Origin of the sequence: Streptomyces sp. NPDC006476, from assembly GCF_040612015.1 — a bacterium.
GTDB lineage: Bacteria > Actinomycetota > Actinomycetes > Streptomycetales > Streptomycetaceae > Streptomyces > Streptomyces griseorubiginosus_B.
The window spans coordinates 22,018-39,072 of record NZ_JBEXPK010000018.1 but is presented as its reverse complement, the minus strand read 5'-3'; the positions used below and the strand labels follow the sequence as shown (position 1 = coordinate 39,072).

Genomic DNA, 17,055 nt, shown 5'->3' with positions numbered 1-17,055 from the left:
CGTACATGGTCCTGTCGTCCGGGACGGTCATGCCGAAACTCTGCCCGAGGCCGACACGATGCTGACTGCGGTGAGCGAGTGAAGGCCATAGTCCACCAGGGGCCGGGTCGCAGTCCAGCGGACCGGGACCCGGAATCGGGCCTCGAACTGGCACGGAGTGGTCACGGCTGGAGCCGTCCTGTGCGAGCAGGGGCAAGCAGGCGGCCGAACCGTGTCTTCCTCAGAGCACGAGATGGCGAGGCGTAGCACGGGATGCGATCCGGCCAGTCTGCCGCCTTCCCGAACCGGTGCGCGAGACAGTCACATGTGCCGGCCGAGCTGTACGCACGTGGCGTCTGAGTCACCATCTGCGGGTCAGTTGCGTCGGCTGTCGCCGACGGAGCCGGTGGACGGGGCGTTCGCGGTGGCCACGATGGCCTGCAGTGCGGCTACGTGGCCTTGGAAGGCGGCTCGACCGTCTGTGGTGAGGCGGGCGCGTACACGGCGTCTGATGGAGCGGTCGACGGTGACGTAGCCGGCCTGCTCCAGCGTCGAGAGCTGTTTGGACAGTGCGGAGTCGGACAGTCCGAGTTGGCCGCGGATGTAGCCGAAGTCGGCCCAGTCGACAGCAGCAAGCAGGGAGACGATGGACAGTCGGGTGCTGGGATGGATCAGCTCGTCGAACCGTGGCGTGGTCATGATGCCGCGCCGGTCCGTACGGCGCGGCGGCGTGCCGCGGCCAGCAGCAGCGGCCCGCCCAGCACGAGCATGACCGCGGCCAGGACGGCCGCCCCGGTGACCGGGTGACGCGCGTCGTCGGCGTTCAGGATGAGAGCTGCGGCGATGGTGACTCCGACCAGCGCGACCAGACTGCCCAGCACCCAGACTGCCAGCCGTGGGCCGGCGATGTCAGCACGCACGCTCATCTGGCTGTTGCGGTGCCGTCCGTTGACCACCCGGGGCGCGATCGAGGAGTGCGCAGCCCCGAAGGCGAGGGTGACCAGTGTGGTCACCAGCGGATGATGTAGGTCGGCGATCACGCCGAGCGCGAGCCAGCCCGTGGCCAGGCCCGCCCAGTACCAGCGCGGCACGTCGATCTCGTCGATCACCCTGCGGCGGGCTCGCTCTACGGTGTCCAGCGCGGCTCGTGCCTGCTCAGGTGTCAGCTCGTCCATGACGCCTCACTTTCCTGCCTGGAAAGCTCAGTTTTGGCTTTCCGGACAGGAAAGTCAATACTGTCGGCCGGGGGCCAGGGACGGGGGTTCACACGGCCAGACATGTGGCACAGCCCCCGGACGGGTCAGCCGACTCGGGCCGGAAACCCTGGAGCGCCGCACGTCCACTCCCGGATGGGCAGAGGCTTTGGACCGTCCCGGAATCCGCAGACCGAGCAGACCTGAGAGGACGAGAAAGCGCGGTCCACCTTGGCGAAGGTACGGCCGTACAGAGCCGCCTTGTACTTCAGCACGCCGACGAACGCGGACGGCACTCTTAGACGTCCGATCAGGACGGCCCGTTACCTGCCGCCCGTTGTGGTTCACCGTCCGCCCTGAAGGGCCCCCGAAAAGTACGGGGCGGCCCACCCTCGAAAAGCACGTGCGGTTGGCGATCGCCGCGTCCCGTCGTCAGCGGTGCTTCGAATGAAGGTCCAGCATTGTCGGGGAGGCGGTGGGATCGATGGCGCGGACAATGCGCCGGCCGATGTTCTCGAGCTGTCTGACCTGCGCCTTGGTCAGCGGGTCGAAAACGAGTCGGCGTACTTCCGCGACGTGGCCGGGAGCAGCACTGACGATCTTCTCGTATCCCGCGTCGGTCAGGGTGGCCAGGGTGTAGCGCCCGTCGGCCGGATCGGGCCGGCGGTGCGCGTATCCCTTGCGTTCGAGGCGGGTCACGACCTGGGAGAGGCGCGAGAGCGAACCCTCGGCGAAAGCTGCGAGGTCACTCATGCGCAGTTCCCGCTCCGGCGACTCCGACAGCGCCGCCATCACCCCGTACTCGAAGTGCGTCAGCCCTTCCTCGCGCAGCTGCGCGTCCAGCGCCTGCTCCAGACGCCGCATGACGCCCACCAGAGCGAGCCAGGCATGACGCTCCTCCTCGTCGAGCCAGCGGGGTACCTCGTCAGCAGGGCTGTTCGTCATGCGCCCCAATGTACCGAGGCTTCACGCTTGAAGTCATCCGCCCAGGCTTTCACTTGAAGTCATTGACGCTACGGTTTCGCTTAAACCTTGAAGTGACTGCCCGGGGTGCCGAGCAGCATCGCAACCTTCAGGAGTCACCGTGAAATTGCTCGTGCTGGGCGCGACCGGACGTCTCGTAGGCAGGCCATGACAGGCGTCGCCGCAGTGATCAGCACACTTGGCTCGACCGGCGGATCGGTCGTCACCGACACCACGCTCGCCGTCATCTCCGGTGCCGCCACCACCGGCGTCACCCGCTTTGTCGAGTTGTCCTCCTTCGCCGTGCTGCGCGAGCGTCTGAGCGCGCCCGCCAAACTCCCCGCCACCGGCGCCGTCAAGCTGCTGCCTGAATCAGCCACCTTGCGCATGGGCGCCACCATCAGCCGCGCCGATGTCGCCGCCCGGCTGCTCACCGCCACCACCGACGGCACTGCCGGACGCCGATCCGTCGTCATCGCCGATTGACCTGGCCCACTCCCCCGTCCCTGCCCCTGCCCCTGCCCCTGCCCGATACCCCTTCCGGAGGACTCCTTGAGCCACCAACTCGCCACCCGTCCGGCCCGCCCCAGCGGCCTTCTCGTCACCGGCGGCCTGATCGGCACCGCGGTCGTCGCCGTCGCCCTCAACGCCGTCGTCGCCACGACGGCCCACGCTGCGGGCGCCTCGCACGATTTCCAGCCCCTCCAGCTGTCCGCCTACGCGCCCCTCACCGTGTTCGGTGTCCTGATCGGCGCTGCCGCCTGGGCGGTCGTTCGAGCCCGTTCGGCGCGCCCCGCACGCCTGCTGCGCACCCTGGTGCCCGTGGTCGTGCTTCTCAGTCTGATCCCGGACGTCATGGTCGGCGTCTCCGACAGCCGGGCCGGCACCAGTTGGGGGGCCGTCGTCGCCTTGATGGTCATGCACGTCGTGGTCGCCGCCGTCGCCGTCCCGGCGTTCCACCGACTTCTTCCGCTTCCTGCCGCGCAGGAATGACCCCCTGCGCCGCGAAAGGGCGCAAACCCTCACCTGGTCGTACGGCAGTCAGCAGAGACCGTACGATCACGGCCTCTCACCTCTCACCCCTGTCCTGGCCGCCGGCCCCGGCCAGGGTTTCGGAGGGCGCTACGCCGAAGCGACGGCGATAGGCGGCGGAGAAACGGCTGAGGTGAGTGAAGCCCCACCGCCCGGCCGCCTCGGTGACACCGGTGGCGCCCGTGAGGAGGTCGGTGTGGACGCGGTCCAGACGGACGTTACGCAGATACGTCATCGGCGTCACGCCGATGTGCTCCCTGAACCCTTCCTGGAGGCGGCGGGCGCTCACGCCCGCCGCCTGGGCCAGCTCCCCGAGGGTGAAGGGTGTCTCGGGGTGGGCGTCGACCAGGTCGACAGCCTTTCGTACGGTCCGTGGGTAGGCGGGAGGCTGGGGACGCAGCAGCTCGTCCGTGTAGTTGTGCGTCTGAGCCAGCAACAGGCCGCTGACGAGGAGGCGCTCCAAGTGGTGCTGAACCGGAGGCCGGCCGATGAGCCCGTCGGCGCTGTCGGACTCGGCCAGCAACAGGTCCAACGTGTTGCGCCAGCTGCGGCCGGGCGCGGACGTGAGGTCGAAGCCGAACGCGAAGTCCAACGGAGCCTGGAAGGGGCGGCCCAGGAGAGCCTGGAGTTCGGCCTCGACGAGTCTCCGGTCGATCTTGATCCCCAGATGACGCGCACCGTCGCCGCAGCTCATCAGCCTGTGCTGGCGCGTCGGCGCGAAAACCATGGCGTCGCCGGCGGTGGCTGCCAACTCCTGGCGTCCCGTGGTTGCTTCGATGGCACCTCGCAGCACGACGTTGACGTGGTAGTGCGAGGGCGTGCGTCCGGGATCGACGCGTGTGCGCTGGCCGAAGGTCATCAGGCCGAGGGTGATGTGCTCGGTGCGCGTGCCACGCAGCTCGCCGCCGGGGCCGTCGGCGCCCGACAGCGGGGTGACGTCCGCCGGGTAGAACAGCTCGTTGAGGCGTTCGCGGAAGTCGGCGAAGCCTGAATCACGGCACAGCACGTGGCTCGCCAAAGGTGCGCGGCCCATGGCGCCATTGTCGTCCCGCCCAACCTCCGCAACAAGGGGTGATCCACGGTGCCCCTCCTGGGCCGTGTCCCCGGTCGGCCGTCACACGTCGCGTGATTCGGCTGCCGGTCGCGCTCCGCGGATATCGCCCCGGCCGACGCCTTCCTAGCGTTTCTTTCTGAACGCCCGAGCCAGCGCTGGAGGTAGGTCATGCCCGGTACCGACGAGGCGGCGAAGGCCATCACGGCCGCCGCCGTGGACAGTTTCCGCGACACCCCGGACCCGCGGCTGCGTGAACTGCTCCAAGGGCTCGTCCGCCATCTGCACGGCTACGTCCGCGAGTTGCGTCCGACGATCCAGGAGTGGGAGTACGCCGTGGACTACCTCACCGCAGTAGGGCAGAAATGTGACCCCACCCGCCAGGAGTTCATCCTGCTCTCCGACGTGCTCGGTGTCTCCATGCTGGTGGAGACCGTGAACGAGCAGGGCGGCGGCACCGAGAGCACGGTCCTGGGGCCCTTCCACATGGTGGAGTCCCCCCAGCGTCGGAGCGGGGACAGCATCGATCTGCTGGGCCGCGGAAGGTCCTGCGTCGTGTCGCTGCGTGTCACATCGGCGGACGGCACCCCTCTGACCGGCGCGAACGTCGACGTGTGGCAATGCACCGAGGACGGTTTCTACGATGTGCAGCAGCCCGACGTGCAGCCACCGGGCAACGGGCGCGGCCTCTTCCGTACCGACGACGAAGGCCGGGTCTGGTTCCGTACCGTGGTGCCGAGCCACTACCCCATTCCGACCGACGGCCCCGTGGGAGTGCTGCTCGACGCCACCGAGCGGCACCCGTACCGGCCGGCCCACATCCACTTCATCGTCGAGGCCGACGGCCACCGGCCGCTGACGACGCACATCTTCGTCGCCGACGGCCCCTATCTGGACTCGGACGCCGTCTTCGCCGTCAAAGAGAGCCTCGTCGTCGACTTCTCGCAGGTCGACGACGCGGAAAAGGCCCGTCAGTACAAGGTCACCGCCCCGTTCCGGCTGGCCGAGATCGACATCACCGTCGAGCCCGACCCGCAGAAGGACGCACGGTGACCACCCCGCCCACCTTCGCCTACCAGGCCCTCCCAATGCGCGTGATGGGCCTCGACGCCCTCGACCGGCTCGCGGACGAGATCGACCACGTCGGACTCGAGCGGGTCATGGTGCTGTGCTCGCCCGGCCGGCGGGAACTCGCCGAAACCGTCGCCGCCCTCCTCGGCAGCCGAGCGGTGGCCCTGCACCCCCACGCCCGGATGCACGTGCCCACGGAGTCGGCGGCCGAGGCCCAACGGCGCGCGAAGGAGGTGAACGCGGACGGCTGCGTCGCCGTCGGCGGTGGCTCGGCGATCGGCCTCGGGAAAATCGTCGCCCTGAAGTACGGCCTACCGGTCATCGCCGTACCGACGACCTACGCCGGGTCCGAGATGACCCCGGTATGGGGTCTGACCGAGAACGGTGTCAAACGCACCGGCCGGGACCCGCGCGTCCTGCCCGTGTCGGTGCTGTACGACCCGGCGCTCACCCTCGCCCTGCCGACGGCCGTCTCGGCGACCAGCGGCATGAACGCGATCGCGCACGCGGTGGAGGCCCTGTACGCCCCGGACGCCTCCCCCGTCATCGACCTGATGGCCGAGGAAGGCGTACGTGCGCTGGCCGCCGCGCTCCCCGACATCGTCGCCGACGGCGCCGACCTCGACGCCCGCGCCCGTGCCCAGTACGGCGCCTGGCTGTGCGGCGCCTGCCTCGGGGCCACCACGATGTCCCTGCACCACAAGCTCTGCCACTCCCTCGGCGGCACCCTCGACCTGCCGCACGCCCCCACCCACACCGTCGTACTCCCCCATGCCCTGGCCTACAACCAGGAAGCGGCGCCCAAAGCGGTGACCGCGCTCGGGCGCGCCCTCGGCACCTCCGCCGACCCCGCCGCGTACCTGTGGGACCTCGCCGGCCGACTGGGCGCACCGCGGTCCCTGCGGGAACTCGGCATGGCCGAGGGCGACATCGACCGCATCGTCCAGGTCACGCTGGCCAACCCCTACGCCAACCCCCGCGAGGTCACCGCGGAAGGGCTCGGCCGGCTCCTGCACGCCGCCTGGTCCGGACGCCCCCCCGCCTCCTGAGGGCACGTCCAGCCAGGCGACGGATGCCGCCGATCGTCGCGAGCACCCGGCCTGGCAGGATTGGCAGCAACGCCGAACTGAAGAACGCGATCGACTACTTACCGGGACTCTTGCAGAAAGCCCCGCCGTTCACGCCGGGGATGAGTGCATATCAAGGCTGCTCTGACGTGCACGTTAGAGCGGACGTTTTTGCTGTTCGATGTACTGGCGGACGACTGCCAAGGGTGCTCCGCTGCTGGAGTACAAGGCGGCCCTGTACGGCCGCACCTTCGCCAGGCCTCGTACGCGTCAATCCCACCCGTCCCGAAACCCCGGCCGACCTCGACGGCCGAGGGCTGCCCGTCCCTGTCGGTGCCGAACACCTGCTCGACGCACTCGCCTTGCCGCACCCGACAGCCGAGCCCACCCAGGCACCTGAGCACGGCGTTGCGCGACACACGACGTGGTACGGGCGGGCTCCTGGACGGCATCGGATCGCATCGGATCGCCGCCGGGTGGGCCGAGCCGTCAGCAGGTCAGGTCTGCCTTGGAGATGCGGCCGTGGACGCCTTTGACGATGTCGACCACCTGGGAGACGTGGAAGTCGGCGGCCGCGCTGAGGTAGGCCAGGCCGACGGGTCCGGGGATGCCGAACCGATCGGTGAGCAGGGTGAGGGCGTCGCGTACGGCGTTGCGCAGGGCCTCGTCGAGGTCGTGGTCGAGGCCGAGGACGATGTGCTCGGTCGCGGTCTCCGCGAAGGGGGCGCGCAGCCGGGCGGCCAGGGAGCGGGTGGCTTCGTCGCGGTGGACGGTGAGGCGGAGGGTTGCGCGCAACGGCGCTTCGAACGCGGTGAGGGAGACTTCGCCGTCGCCTTGGGAGAAGTGGGGGTCGCCGACGTAGAAGAGGGCGTCGGGGACCTGGACGGGCAGGAAGAGCCGGGCGCCGGTGCCGAGGTGGCGGACGTCGATGTTCCCTCCGTGCGGGCCGGGTGGGACGGAGTGGACCGGGGATTCCGTGGCCGGGGCCACCCCCATGATCCCCAGGAACGGCCTTAGTGGAAAGGCGAGTTGGCGGCCGTCGCCGACGGGCAGCCGTCCCCGGCCGTCCTGGCCGACCATCGCGACCAGGCTCGACGGCTCGCCCGGGGGTGTCAGCGGGTACTCACCCGGGAGGGCTCCCTTGCCGTGCCGGTTGCTGATCACTCCGTAGGGCGCGCGACGGTGCAAGGTCAGGACCTCGACCTCCAGGACGTCGCCCGGCCGTGCGTCCTGGACCGCCACCGGTCCGGTGACGACGTGCGGGCCGTGCAGCGCGGGCTCATGCTCGCGTGCGGAGGCGGCCAGTTCCACGGCGTCGTGCAGCAGACCGTCGTTGGGGATGCCGGCCCGGCCGAAGTAGGCGGCCGGGTCGCGGCCCTGGTCCTCCAGGATGCCCTCGTGGCTGATGGTGTCGAAGGTGACGGTCTCGCCCGTGCGGACGGTCAGCGCCGGTTTGGCGGTGGCGTTGGGCAGCAGGCCCCAGTGCACCCGGGAGGGGTCGGCGGGCAGGTAGTGGTCACCGTCGAGGGGGCCGAAGCCGGGCTGGAGGAGGTTCACTTCAGGACCTCCTGGAGGGCGTGCGAGGTGAGGGTGAAGCCGAAGCACTGGCGGACGTTGTAGAGCGTGGCGTCCATGCAGTACGCGGGCGAGGTGGTGGCCACCGCGTCCTCAACCAGGAGGACGTCGTAGCCGAGGCCGGCGGCGTCCATGAGCGTGGCCAGGACGCACTGGTCGGCGTTGACGCCGGCGAAGAGCAGGGTGTCGACCCTCAGGTTGCGCAGCACGCTGTCCAGTTCCGTGTCCTGGAAGCCGCTCATCCGGTACTTGGCGACGTGGAGATCGCCGTCCGCCGGATCGAGCCCTTCGACGATCGCGGCCGAGGGACTGCCCTGCTCCAGGACCCGGCCGCCCGGCAGCGGGGCCCCGATGCCACCCCCGGTGCCGTCGGGGTCGTAGACGTGCAGGACGCCGGGCGGGAGGTTGGCCCGGTCGGGGCGGTTGCCCCAGTTGAGCCAGATCACGGGGACGCCGACGGCGCGCAGGAGCGGCAGCAGGCCGGCGATGACGGGGATCGGGGCGCGAGCCGGGGTCACGTCGACCCCGATGGAGGCGAGCCAGCCGTCGGGCGAGCAGAAGTCGTTCTGCATGTCGACGACGATCAGCGCGGTGGCCGCGAGGTCGGTGGTCACGCTCTGCGGCAGCGCCTCGACGGTGACGGGGTGCGGGGCGCGGTGGGGGCGGGCCAGGGTGACGGCTCCCCCGTCGACCCGCCAGGCGTTGCGGGAGTTGGGCCCGATGAGACGGTGGACCTCAGGCATGCGCGGGGCTCGTCCTTTCGGTGATGAAGTCGAGCAGGGCACGGTCGGTGCCGCGGGCGCCCAGCGCGCACAGCCCCACGGGCAGGGAGCGCACCCGCAGCAGCGGGGCGACGACCGCCGGGAGACCGGCCAGTGATGCGAGGCAGGTCAGGCGGAGGGTGGCGGCGCGCACGGCCTCCACCTCGGCGGGCGGGGCGTCGGCGAGCTGGGCGGGGCCGCTCGTGGCGGGCAGCAACAGGGCGGTGCCGGGCGGGATGACGGCGTCCAGCAGCTTCCCCGCTTCCGTCAACACCTGTTCCGCCTGGGCGAGTTGGGCCGGGGTGACCCGGCGTCCGTTGTCGAAGCGGGCCGCCACGTCCGGGGCAAGTACGTCCGGGTGCGCGGTGATCCAGGCACCGTGGCCCTCCCACGCCTCCGCCGCCTGCACGGTCCGGAAGGCGTCGAACCAGCCCTCCACGTGCTCGGAGATCCCGGTCGACGCGCGGGTCACCGGCAGGGCCGACGCTCGACATGCCGCCTCGAAGGAGGACAGCACCTCGGGTTCGACGAGGGCCACCAGGTCGTTGTCGACGAGGAGTTGCGTCACCGGTGCGGAGGGCTCGTCGGTGGTCAGCAACGCCTGGGCCGCGGTGCGCAGGACGTGCGGATCACGGGCCAGGAGGCCGGCGGTGTCGAAGGAGGGCGCAAGCGCCAGCAGGCCCCCGGTAGGCGTGGCCGCGTGCGTGGGCCGCCAGCCGTACAGGCCGCAGTAGGAGGCGGGGACGCGGATCGAACCGGCGGTGTCGGTGGCCAGCCCCAGGTCGGCCCAGCCACGGGCCACGGCGGCGGCCGGGCCGCTGCTGGAGCCGCCGGTGATCCGACCGGGGGCGGCGGGGTTCACGGGGGTGCCGTAGTGCGCGTTGGCCCCGGCGAGGCTGAAGGCCAGTTCGTCGGTCTGGGCGATGCCGGTGAGTTCGGCGCCCGCGTCGAGCAGGCGTCGTACCGCGTCCGCATGTCGCTCTTCGGTGCGGGCTGCGGCCAGCCAGGCCGGGTTACCCGCGCCGACGCGCTGTCCCGCCACGGCGAACAGGTCCTTCACGGCGGTGCGGACGTGTGCCAGCGGGCCCCGGCCGCTCGACTTGACCAGCGGACCGGCCACGCGCCACACCGCCGGATCGGGGCGCTCGTCCGGCAGGGGTGCGGCTGTGCCGCTGACGTGCGCGGCGGCGATCCGCCACCCGGTGTCGGTGTGCTGCCACACCTGGGTCTGCAGCCCGCGCGTGCCGTCCTGCCGCCGTGTCTCGGCGGTGACGACCGCGACCCGCGGCCCCGGGCATACGACGTGCACCCGCTCCACGACCCGTGCCGGGGCCCCACCCCGACCGCGCCGGAAATCGGCGATCGCGGCGTGGCCCACCAGGACGGTGTCCCCTTCGGCGCGCAGGGTGTCCGGCCCGTGGAGGAACCAGTGGTCCAGGCCCGCCAGGTCGTTGGCCATCAGGGCCCGTTCGTACGCCCAGAAGGCGGCGAGAAGATCATTCGTGGGTGGAGTCACGGTCACGATGTTCCCGCGCGCAGCACGGCGAGGTCCTGCTCATCCAGCGTGGCGGCGGGTCCGCGTTCGATGAGGTCGGCGAAGCCCTCGTCGGGGGACATCACGGTGACCGTGTAGAGGCGTTCGGTGGCGGAGGTGTTGAGGATGCGGTGCTTGGAGCCGGCGGGCAGCACCAGGACGTCGCCCGGAGCGAGGTCGCGCTCGTGCTCGTCACTGGCGGCACGGCCATGGCCGGCGAGGACCAGGAACGTCTCGACCGACTCCGGGTGCCAGTTGAGGGGCTGGGCGCCACCGGGTTCCCACACCTCGAAGACGACCGTGGTGGGCGAGCCGTCCCGGGGGCCGGTGAGGACGGCGAGCTTGACGGTGTCGCCCGCCGTGATGTGGTGGGCGGTGATGTCGCGCAGGGGGGTGTGCAGCGGGGGGTTGGCCATGGCGGGTTTCCCTAGCGGGTGGTCGGGCGGTCGGGGCGGAAGCGCGCGCATTCGCGCAGGGCGGCGGCTGCCGCGGCGACGGAGGAGTCCACGAGTTTGCGGCCGAGTTCGGGCGTGGCCCCGGTGGGGTCGCCGATCACCCCGTCAGGGGTGGCGAAGTCGTCGCTGGTCCAGCCGAAGGAGACCGGCTTGCCGAAGCCGATGTGCTCGTACTCGGTGAGGTGTTCGGGGACACTGCGGCGGGCCCGCGTCATGTCGACCAGGTCGGGGTGGAGGTGGAGCATGGCGGCGGTCTCCTTGAGGCCGCCGTGTACGCCCATGCCGAGTTCGGTGGCCGGGGAGGCGCCGCCCTGGTCGGCGGGAAGCGAGGCGTGCAGCAGGAAGGTGCGCAGGCCGTGCCGGGTGCGCAGTTCGCGCAGGGCGACGCCGAGCAGGGCGCTGTTGCCGCCGTGGGCGTTGAGGAAGGCGAGACGGCGGACGGGGCCCGCGGCCAGCGAGCGGCCGATGTCGTCGAGGACGGACAGCAGGGTGCGGGCGGTGAGCCACAACGTGCCCGCGGACCAGGCGTGTTCGTCGGACTTGGTGTAGGCGAGTCCGGGCAGCAGGGTGATGTCGCAGCTCTCCCCCGCGAGCCGTGCGGCGCCTTCGGCGACGGCCTCGGCCATGTAGTAGTCGGTGGCCACGGGCAGATGGGGGCCGTGCTGTTCGATCGCGCCGACCGGCAGCACCGCGACGGTGTCCTCGCCGAAGCGCGCGATCTCGGGTCCGCTCAGGTCGATGAACCTGGTGAAGGTCATGCGTCCTCCTCCGAACCGGCGGGAATCTTGCCCGGGTTGAGCAGGCCGAGCGGATCGGCGGTACGCGCCGTGTCCCGGACGAGGTCGAGGCGGCGGTCGACGTACCAGTTGTGCGGGCTGTGCACGCCGACGCCCAGTGCCTGCAGGGCGGCGATGCCGTCGTAGACGGTCGTCTCGTCCTGGTAGCGGGCCATGAGCATGCCGACCGTGCCGGATCGCATGCCCTCCAGGTGGAGCACGGTGTCGGGGAAGACCTTTTTGATCTCAGTGGTGTCGCCGAGCAGGACGTCGCCGGCGACCTCCAGGTGGAACCAGCCGTCCTCGGCCTTCATCAGGTGGTAGGTGGGGTGGTTGAAGGACATGGAGCTGATCAGGGCGGGACCGTCCGGTGCGGGCCGGACCTCGCGCACCTGTCCGCTGTACGACGCGACGATCGCCCGTGCCGCGTCGACGGCGTTCTCCTCGATGATCGCGCGCAGGCTCAGGGCCGTGGGGTCGAGGGCGGGGTCGGGCTGGTAGACTCGCACGAGCCGGGCCTCGTCCAGCGACGCCAGGCGCGGCGCCGGTTCGAGGTGGACGAGTGCGGAGAGCGCGGCGGTGGCGGAGTGCCAGTCGGTGAAGGCGGCGAACAACCCCGTCCAGGTGCGGGCCGGTTGAAGGCGCACGGTGGCGGTGGTGATGATGCCGGTGGTGCCGTAGGCGTGGATGTAGGGCAGGGTGTCCGCGTCCCGGACCGTGAAGGGGGTGGCGTCGGCCGTGCAGGGCGCGACGGTCAACTCGGTGACGAAACCGTCGCTGTTGGTCTTGTGCACCAGCGAGCCGGTGCCGCCGCTGCCGCCGGAGAGGAAGCCGCCGAGCGTGGTGCCGAAGGTGGACGGGAACATCCACAGCTCCTGGCCGAGCGTGCGGGCGTGGGCCTCCAGGTCGGACATCTTCGCCCCGGCCTCGGCGCGGATCCAGCCGTCTCCCGCGGCGAGGATGCGTCCGCAGCCGGTGAGGTCGAGCACGGCGCCGTCCGACAGCGGGATCGCCTGGCCGTAGTTGCCGGTGCCCTTGCCGCGTGGGGTGAGGGGGATGCGGTGGCGGTGGGCCAGGGCGAGGAGGTGGGGGATCTGCTCGTGCGCGGTGGGGCGCAGGACGACCTCGGCGTGACCCGCGGGGAGTTTCGCCGAGAGGATGGGCGACATGTGGGCCCAGTCGCAGGAGGCCTTCTCTCGTGCGGCCGGGTCACGGATCACCCCGTCGGCGCCGAGGAGTTCGGCGGCCTCGGCGCAGAACTCCTCGATACCGGGGGTTGCCTGACGCTGCGTCGGATCCGGGGTGGCTGCGGCGCCTTCGTCGGCGACGAGTTCGGTGAGTGCGGTCAGGTTCGCGGTCGTCATCACTTCAGTCCGATCGAGGGGTCGATGAACTCGTCGGTCGCCAGATCACGGGCCGTCAGGCCCGGCTTGACCTTGGCGCCGCTCTGCTGGACGAGGGGCGTGAAGGTCATCAGGGCGGAGGCGACGCGCTTCATGTCGAAGCTGCCGAGGCTGCCGTCGGCCTCGTTTCCGAGGATGCCCAGCTTGACCATCTGCCGGGCGGCGAAGGTGCCGGTGCCCTCGGAGTAGACCCAGCCGGTGTTGTACTGCTGGACCAGGTCGCTGATGAGCTTGACGGTCGCCGAGGGCTTGGCCGCGAAATCGGCCGCCGACTGCTGCAGGACGGGGACGAGCTTCTTCAGGCAGGGGCTGAGCGACGCCAGTTCGCCGCTGCGCACGGACAGGGACTCCGGGTAGACGTTGAAGCCGACGTCGGAGAGCAGCTGGTACTTGATCGGCTTCTTCCAGGCCGCCACTTCGTGCTGGTAGATGTACGGCTCGGCGGTGGCGAAGCCCTGCTGCGCGATGCCGGGGCTGGCGACGAAGCGGGCGGGTGCGCCGTCGTAACTCCCGTCCAGCTGGCTCTTCTTGATCAGGCCTTTGGAGACCAGTAGCGCGGCGTAGGTGCTGCCGTTGACGTAGACGATCTTCTCGTTCGACTTGCCGATGTCGGCGATCGTCTTCCAGTCGGGGTGGGTGGCCGGGTCCCACATCAGGACCTGCGGGCTTTTCTTCATCAGTGCCGCGACGGCCGTGACCGGCTGCTTGGCGGACGCCGAGATGGCCACGTCGGTGGTGACCGTGCCGAGGGTGATGCGCTTGTCGACGTACATCTGCGAGGGGACGCTCTGGTAGCCGATGGCGGAGCCGCCGGCCCGGATCTGGATGTCGACGCCGGTATCCTTGCCGCCGATGACCAGCGGTCCGGTGACCCGCTTCTTGTCGCTGTCGACGCTGTAGCCGGGGCCGACGAGGTTGTAGAGCGGGCCGTGTTCGGCCTCGGGCTCCCAGTCGACCTGGACGACGACCGTCTTCGGGCAGACGCCGGCCAGGCGCTGAGCCGCGGGGGCGGCCTGGAGCTTGGTGGCGGAGCCGGTCGCTGCCGTGGAGCCGCCGCCGCAGGCGGTGGCGGATACCAGGATGATTGCGGAGGAAACGCCCGCGACGGCGACGCGTCTGGTGGATGTGGGCATGGCTGAGCTCCCTGTGGGACGGGGCGGGGAAGGAGAGCGGGGGGTTACGGCCGGTCGGCCGAGGCGTGCCAGGATCCGACGGCGAGCCGGGCGATGAGGGTGAAGAGGGCGAAGACCGCCACGCCGAACAGCGAGGCGAGGATGATCGCGGCGAACAGGTCTTCGGACTGCAGCCGGGAGCGGTAGACGTCGAGCAGGGTGCCGATGCCGGGCTCGCCCTGCTTGAAGAACATGTCCCCGACGATCGCGCCGATCACGGAAAGCCCGGAGGAGGTGCGCAGACCGGTGAAGATCGACGGGAGCGCGGCCGGCAGTTCCAGCTTGCGCAGGCGGGACCAGCGGCTCGCGCGCTGGAGGGTGAACAGGTCGTGGTGGGTGCGGTCGACGGACTGGATGCCGAACAGGGTGTTGGCGATCATCGGGAAGAGGGCGATCAGAACGCAGACGACCACCCGGCTGGTGAAGCCGAAGCCGAACCAGAGGCCGATCAGCGGCACGATCGCAAGGATGGGCACGGTCTGCAGGATCACCGCGTACGGATACAGCGAGCGTTCCAGCCAGCGCGCCCTGCTCATCAGCACCGCCACCGTCACGCCCAGCGCGGAGGCGATGAGCAGTCCGACGAGCGCGACCTGGGCGGTGAGCCACAACGCCTGGAGCATCGGCTGCAGATGGGTCCAGTCGAGGAACGACACGGTGAGGACCTGGTCGGGCGGCGGGACGAGGAAGCGTCGGGCAGGGCTGAGCAGCAGATAGGTCACGGCGTACCAGATGCCGACGGCCGCAGCGAGGGATCCGAGCGGGGTGAGCAGTGCGGCGGGCCGGATCCGGCGGCGCCGGGCGGTGGTCGCCGACCCGGCCTTCGGCGGCGGGTTCGTCACGGGAACGGCCATGTCGGCACGGGTGGTGATGTCGGCGCTCACTGGGATCCTCCTCGCAGAGCCGCCGAGACCTCGCCGGCGATCCGGCCGAACTCGGGGTCGTAGCGCAGCTCTGCCGGACGGGGGTGGGGGAAGGGGACGTCGAAGGAGGCGGTGACACGGCCGGGCCGCGCCGACATCACCACGACCCGGCTCGCCAGGAAGACGGCCTCGGTCACCGAGTGGGTGATGAACAGGGCGGCGAAGCCGGTCTCGGCGTAGATGCGCTGGAGTTCCTCCTGCATGCGCAGGCGGGTCATCTCGTCGAGGGCGCCGAAGGGCTCGTCGAGCAGGAAGAGGGAGGGTCGGGTCATCAGGGCGCGGGCCAGGGACACGCGCATCCGCATGCCGCCGGACAACTGCCTGGGCAGCTGCTTCTCGAAGCCCTCCAGCCCCACCAGCCGTAGGGCCTCCTGGGCTCGTTCCCGGCGTTCGGCCTTCGGCGTCCCGGTGAGTTCGGCGGGGAGTTCGACGTTGGCCAGGACGCTGCGCCAAGGCAGCAGGGTCGGGTCCTGGAAGACGTAGCCGACGGAGTCGACAGGGGCGTGGACCGTGCCTCCGGTGGCGGCGTCCAGGCCGGAGGCGAGGCGGAGCAGGGTGGACTTGCCGCAGCCCGAGGGGCCGACGACGGCGACGAACTCACCGGGCGCGACGCGCAGTTCGACGCCGGTGAGGGCGGTGGTCCCGTTGGTGAAGTGCTTGTCGACGCCCTCGAATCGCAGCGTCGCGTCGAGCGTCTTCTCGGCGGTGATCGGCACATCAGCTCCCTTCAGTGCCACAGTCAGGAATGTTGATAGCATGAACATTGATTGTTTCCGGCCAGTGTCCTGGCCGTATCTGTTCGCCGTCGTGATCCGGGTTGTTCGTCGCGATACGGGGCGTTCGCCGTAATACGGAGCATTGGTCGTGGTACGGGGCGTTCGTCGCGATCCCGATCAGAAGAACTCGCGGTGCACCGACGTACGGCTGACCAGCCGTCCGCCCGCGAAGACCAGCCGGTCGGGGCAGGACGCGCCGAGAACCTCCGACACCGAGTCCGCCCGCACCGCCAGAAGATCGGCCACAGCGCCCTCGTACGGCCCCGCCGCAGGCAGCCCGAGCACCGCGCGGGCACCCGCCGTGACCGCGTGCAGCGCCTCGTCCGGCGTGAGGTGACCGACCGTGACCAGCAGCGACGCGGTCTCCAGCGGGTCGGCTCGGCCCACGGGGTTGAAGGGGTCCCGGACGTTGTCGCCCCCGGCCGCGACCTGTACGCCCGCGTCCAGCAGTGCCCGGACGGCGGTCAGCCCGCGCGGTGTACCGGACGGGTGTCCGCGGCCCTGGAGGTAGAGGTTCGTCAGCGGCAGGGCGACCACGCCGATCCCCGCCGCCGCGACCTCCTTGGCCGTGCGCATCGCCTCGTCCGGTTCCACCATGCCGAGACTCACGCAGTGGCTCGCGGTGACACCGGCTGCCAGGCCGCGCTCACGCACGCTCCGGGCGAGCAGGCGCAGGTCGCCCGCGTCCGGGTCGAGGGTCTCGTCGGCGTGCAGGTCGACACCGACGTGGTGTTCGGCGGCGATGCGCAGGGTGCGCGCCAGCGACGCGGCGGGGTCGACGGACAGGTGCGGGCAGTCGCCCAGCAGGTCCGCGCCGAGGTCGAGGGCCTCGTGCAGCAACTCCTCCGGGGCGTCCACGTGGAGCACGGCGATCTGCAGCCGTACGCGTCCCCGCAGTTGCTTCCGCAGCCGGAGCAGGGCCCGCAGACCGCGCAGCGGATCGCCGCCCGCGGTCAGGAGGTCCACATGGGACCGCACCGCCGTCACCCCGTTCGCGCACAGATCGTCGACCGTCTTCGCGGCCCGCCGGAAGACGTCCTCCTCAGTGACGCGCAGAGTGTGGGCGCGCCAGGCCTCGACGGCGCCGAGCAGGTCGCCGGCCGGTGCGCCCACGCGGTCCCAGGTCAGGGCCTTGTCCAGATGGGCGTGCGGTTCGGCGCCCGCGGTCATGAGCAGGTAGCCGGTCAGGTCGAGTTCGTCCGGAACGGGCGACAGCAGACCGGCCGGTGCCACGCGGGCCACGAGCCCGCTGTCCGGGTCGAGCAGGACGTCACGGACGTCTCCACCCGGCAGCCGTGCGCCGCGCAACAGCAGTGGTGGCATG

Annotated in this window: 18 protein-coding genes and 1 pseudogene; 4 read left to right on the top strand and 15 right to left on the bottom strand. The window is 70.8% G+C overall.

Translation table 11 applies throughout. The features are described from left to right. Positions 1 to 354: 354 nt before the first annotated feature. The 4 genes and pseudogenes from ABZZ74_RS21360 to ABZZ74_RS21345 form a co-directional block, all read right to left on the bottom strand. Positions 355 to 678 (bottom strand): transcriptional regulator, encoded by a 324-nt coding sequence (locus tag ABZZ74_RS21360; protein WP_356767131.1) that lies wholly within the window; start codon positions 676 to 678, stop codon positions 355 to 357. Further along, positions 675 to 1,154 (bottom strand): hypothetical protein, encoded by a 480-nt coding sequence (locus tag ABZZ74_RS21355; protein ID WP_356767129.1) that lies wholly within the window; start codon positions 1,152 to 1,154, stop codon positions 675 to 677. Before ABZZ74_RS21355 ends, ABZZ74_RS21360 begins: the two co-directional genes overlap by 4 nt. Positions 1,155 to 1,312: 158 nt before the next feature. After that, positions 1,313 to 1,462: pseudogene (locus ABZZ74_RS21350) on the bottom strand (zinc ribbon domain-containing protein); the annotation flags it as partial. Between the two features lie 142 nt (positions 1,463 to 1,604). After that, complete coding sequence (locus tag ABZZ74_RS21345; RefSeq protein WP_356767127.1) at positions 1,605 to 2,117, bottom strand: MarR family transcriptional regulator; 513 nt, start codon at positions 2,115 to 2,117, stop codon at positions 1,605 to 1,607. A 204-nt stretch (positions 2,118 to 2,321) separates the two neighbouring features. Between ABZZ74_RS21345 and ABZZ74_RS21340 the strand changes: the two genes are divergently transcribed. Continuing rightward, positions 2,322 to 2,621, top strand: a complete 300-nt coding sequence (locus tag ABZZ74_RS21340) for a hypothetical protein (RefSeq protein ID WP_356767125.1) — start codon at positions 2,322 to 2,324, stop codon at positions 2,619 to 2,621. A gap of 66 nt (positions 2,622 to 2,687) precedes the next feature. Further along, positions 2,688 to 3,128, top strand: a complete 441-nt coding sequence (locus ABZZ74_RS21335) for a DUF6069 family protein (protein ID WP_356767123.1) — start codon at positions 2,688 to 2,690, stop codon at positions 3,126 to 3,128. Between the two features lie 76 nt (positions 3,129 to 3,204). Here the strand turns inward: ABZZ74_RS21335 and ABZZ74_RS21330 are convergent, their stop codons facing one another. After that, on the bottom strand, positions 3,205 to 4,200 hold the full coding sequence (locus tag ABZZ74_RS21330; protein ID WP_356767121.1) for an AraC family transcriptional regulator: 996 nt from the start codon (positions 4,198 to 4,200) through the stop codon (positions 3,205 to 3,207). A 189-nt stretch (positions 4,201 to 4,389) separates the two neighbouring features. On the opposite strand from ABZZ74_RS21330, the gene ABZZ74_RS21325 reads away from it, so the two are divergent. Together ABZZ74_RS21325 and ABZZ74_RS21320 are read left to right on the top strand one after the other, a co-directional pair. Beyond that, positions 4,390 to 5,271 (top strand): dioxygenase, encoded by an 882-nt coding sequence (locus ABZZ74_RS21325; RefSeq protein WP_356767119.1) that lies wholly within the window; start codon positions 4,390 to 4,392, stop codon positions 5,269 to 5,271. Positions 5,272 to 5,306: 35 nt separating this feature from the next. Further along, positions 5,307 to 6,338, top strand: a complete 1,032-nt coding sequence (locus tag ABZZ74_RS21320; protein ID WP_356767384.1) for a maleylacetate reductase — start codon at positions 5,307 to 5,309, stop codon at positions 6,336 to 6,338. Between the two features lie 507 nt (positions 6,339 to 6,845). Here ABZZ74_RS21320 and ABZZ74_RS21315 read toward each other — a convergent pair. The 10 genes from ABZZ74_RS21315 to ABZZ74_RS21270 form a co-directional block, all read right to left on the bottom strand. Further along, positions 6,846 to 7,913 (bottom strand): acetamidase/formamidase family protein, encoded by a 1,068-nt coding sequence (locus tag ABZZ74_RS21315; RefSeq protein ID WP_356767117.1) that lies wholly within the window; start codon positions 7,911 to 7,913, stop codon positions 6,846 to 6,848. Then, on the bottom strand, positions 7,910 to 8,674 hold the full coding sequence (locus ABZZ74_RS21310) for an isochorismatase family cysteine hydrolase (RefSeq protein ID WP_356767115.1): 765 nt from the start codon (positions 8,672 to 8,674) through the stop codon (positions 7,910 to 7,912). The genes ABZZ74_RS21315 and ABZZ74_RS21310 overlap by 4 nt, the downstream gene beginning before the upstream one ends. Continuing rightward, on the bottom strand, positions 8,667 to 10,208 hold the full coding sequence (locus ABZZ74_RS21305; protein ID WP_356767113.1) for an amidase: 1,542 nt from the start codon (positions 10,206 to 10,208) through the stop codon (positions 8,667 to 8,669). The genes ABZZ74_RS21310 and ABZZ74_RS21305 overlap by 8 nt, the downstream gene beginning before the upstream one ends. Before the next feature lie 2 nt (positions 10,209 to 10,210). Beyond that, positions 10,211 to 10,642: a cupin domain-containing protein gene (locus ABZZ74_RS21300; protein WP_356767111.1), complete on the bottom strand. Its 432-nt coding sequence runs from the start codon at positions 10,640 to 10,642 to the stop codon at positions 10,211 to 10,213. A gap of 11 nt (positions 10,643 to 10,653) precedes the next feature. After that, positions 10,654 to 11,439, bottom strand: a complete 786-nt coding sequence (locus tag ABZZ74_RS21295) for a creatininase family protein (protein ID WP_356767109.1) — start codon at positions 11,437 to 11,439, stop codon at positions 10,654 to 10,656. Next, a complete protein-coding gene (locus tag ABZZ74_RS21290) occupies positions 11,436 to 12,821 on the bottom strand; it encodes an FAD-binding protein (protein ID WP_356767107.1) in 1,386 nt (461 codons plus the stop codon). Before ABZZ74_RS21290 ends, ABZZ74_RS21295 begins: the two co-directional genes overlap by 4 nt. Continuing rightward, entirely contained in the window at positions 12,821 to 13,993 is a 1,173-nt protein-coding gene (locus ABZZ74_RS21285; RefSeq protein ID WP_356767105.1) for a hypothetical protein, read from the bottom strand. The genes ABZZ74_RS21290 and ABZZ74_RS21285 overlap by 1 nt, the downstream gene beginning before the upstream one ends. Before the next feature lie 44 nt (positions 13,994 to 14,037). Further along, positions 14,038 to 14,916, bottom strand: coding sequence for an ABC transporter permease (locus ABZZ74_RS21280; protein ID WP_356767103.1), 879 nt, complete (start codon positions 14,914 to 14,916; stop codon positions 14,038 to 14,040). Then, complete coding sequence (locus ABZZ74_RS21275; protein WP_356767101.1) at positions 14,913 to 15,671, bottom strand: ABC transporter ATP-binding protein; 759 nt, start codon at positions 15,669 to 15,671, stop codon at positions 14,913 to 14,915. Before ABZZ74_RS21275 ends, ABZZ74_RS21280 begins: the two co-directional genes overlap by 4 nt. 177 nt (positions 15,672 to 15,848) lie before the next feature. Further along, positions 15,849 to 17,054 carry an amidohydrolase family protein gene (locus ABZZ74_RS21270; RefSeq protein ID WP_356767099.1) on the bottom strand — a complete coding sequence of 402 codons (1,206 nt, stop codon included), beginning with the start codon at positions 17,052 to 17,054 and terminating at the stop codon, positions 15,849 to 15,851. Position 17,055 lies beyond the last annotated feature (1 nt).

Coding starts and splice junctions, on each gene's coding strand:
- ABZZ74_RS21300 (WP_356767111.1), bottom strand. CDS start 10,642: ATGGCCAACCCCCCGCTGCACACCCCCCTGCGCGACATCACCGCCCAC.
- ABZZ74_RS21270 (WP_356767099.1), bottom strand. CDS start 17,054: ATGCCACCACTGCTGTTGCGCGGCGCACGGCTGCCGGGTGGAGACGTC.
- ABZZ74_RS21345 (WP_356767127.1), bottom strand. CDS start 2,117: ATGACGAACAGCCCTGCTGACGAGGTACCCCGCTGGCTCGACGAGGAG.
- ABZZ74_RS21310 (WP_356767115.1), bottom strand. CDS start 8,674: ATGCCTGAGGTCCACCGTCTCATCGGGCCCAACTCCCGCAACGCCTGG.
- ABZZ74_RS21320 (WP_356767384.1), top strand. CDS start 5,307: ATGCGCGTGATGGGCCTCGACGCCCTCGACCGGCTCGCGGACGAGATC.
- ABZZ74_RS21325 (WP_356767119.1), top strand. CDS start 4,390: ATGCCCGGTACCGACGAGGCGGCGAAGGCCATCACGGCCGCCGCCGTG.
- ABZZ74_RS21355 (WP_356767129.1), bottom strand. CDS start 1,154: ATGGACGAGCTGACACCTGAGCAGGCACGAGCCGCGCTGGACACCGTA.
- ABZZ74_RS21285 (WP_356767105.1), bottom strand. CDS start 13,993: ATGCCCACATCCACCAGACGCGTCGCCGTCGCGGGCGTTTCCTCCGCA.
- ABZZ74_RS21360 (WP_356767131.1), bottom strand. CDS start 678: ATGACCACGCCACGGTTCGACGAGCTGATCCATCCCAGCACCCGACTG.
- ABZZ74_RS21290 (WP_356767107.1), bottom strand. CDS start 12,821: ATGACGACCGCGAACCTGACCGCACTCACCGAACTCGTCGCCGACGAA.
- ABZZ74_RS21330 (WP_356767121.1), bottom strand. CDS start 4,200: ATGGGCCGCGCACCTTTGGCGAGCCACGTGCTGTGCCGTGATTCAGGC.
- ABZZ74_RS21295 (WP_356767109.1), bottom strand. CDS start 11,439: ATGACCTTCACCAGGTTCATCGACCTGAGCGGACCCGAGATCGCGCGC.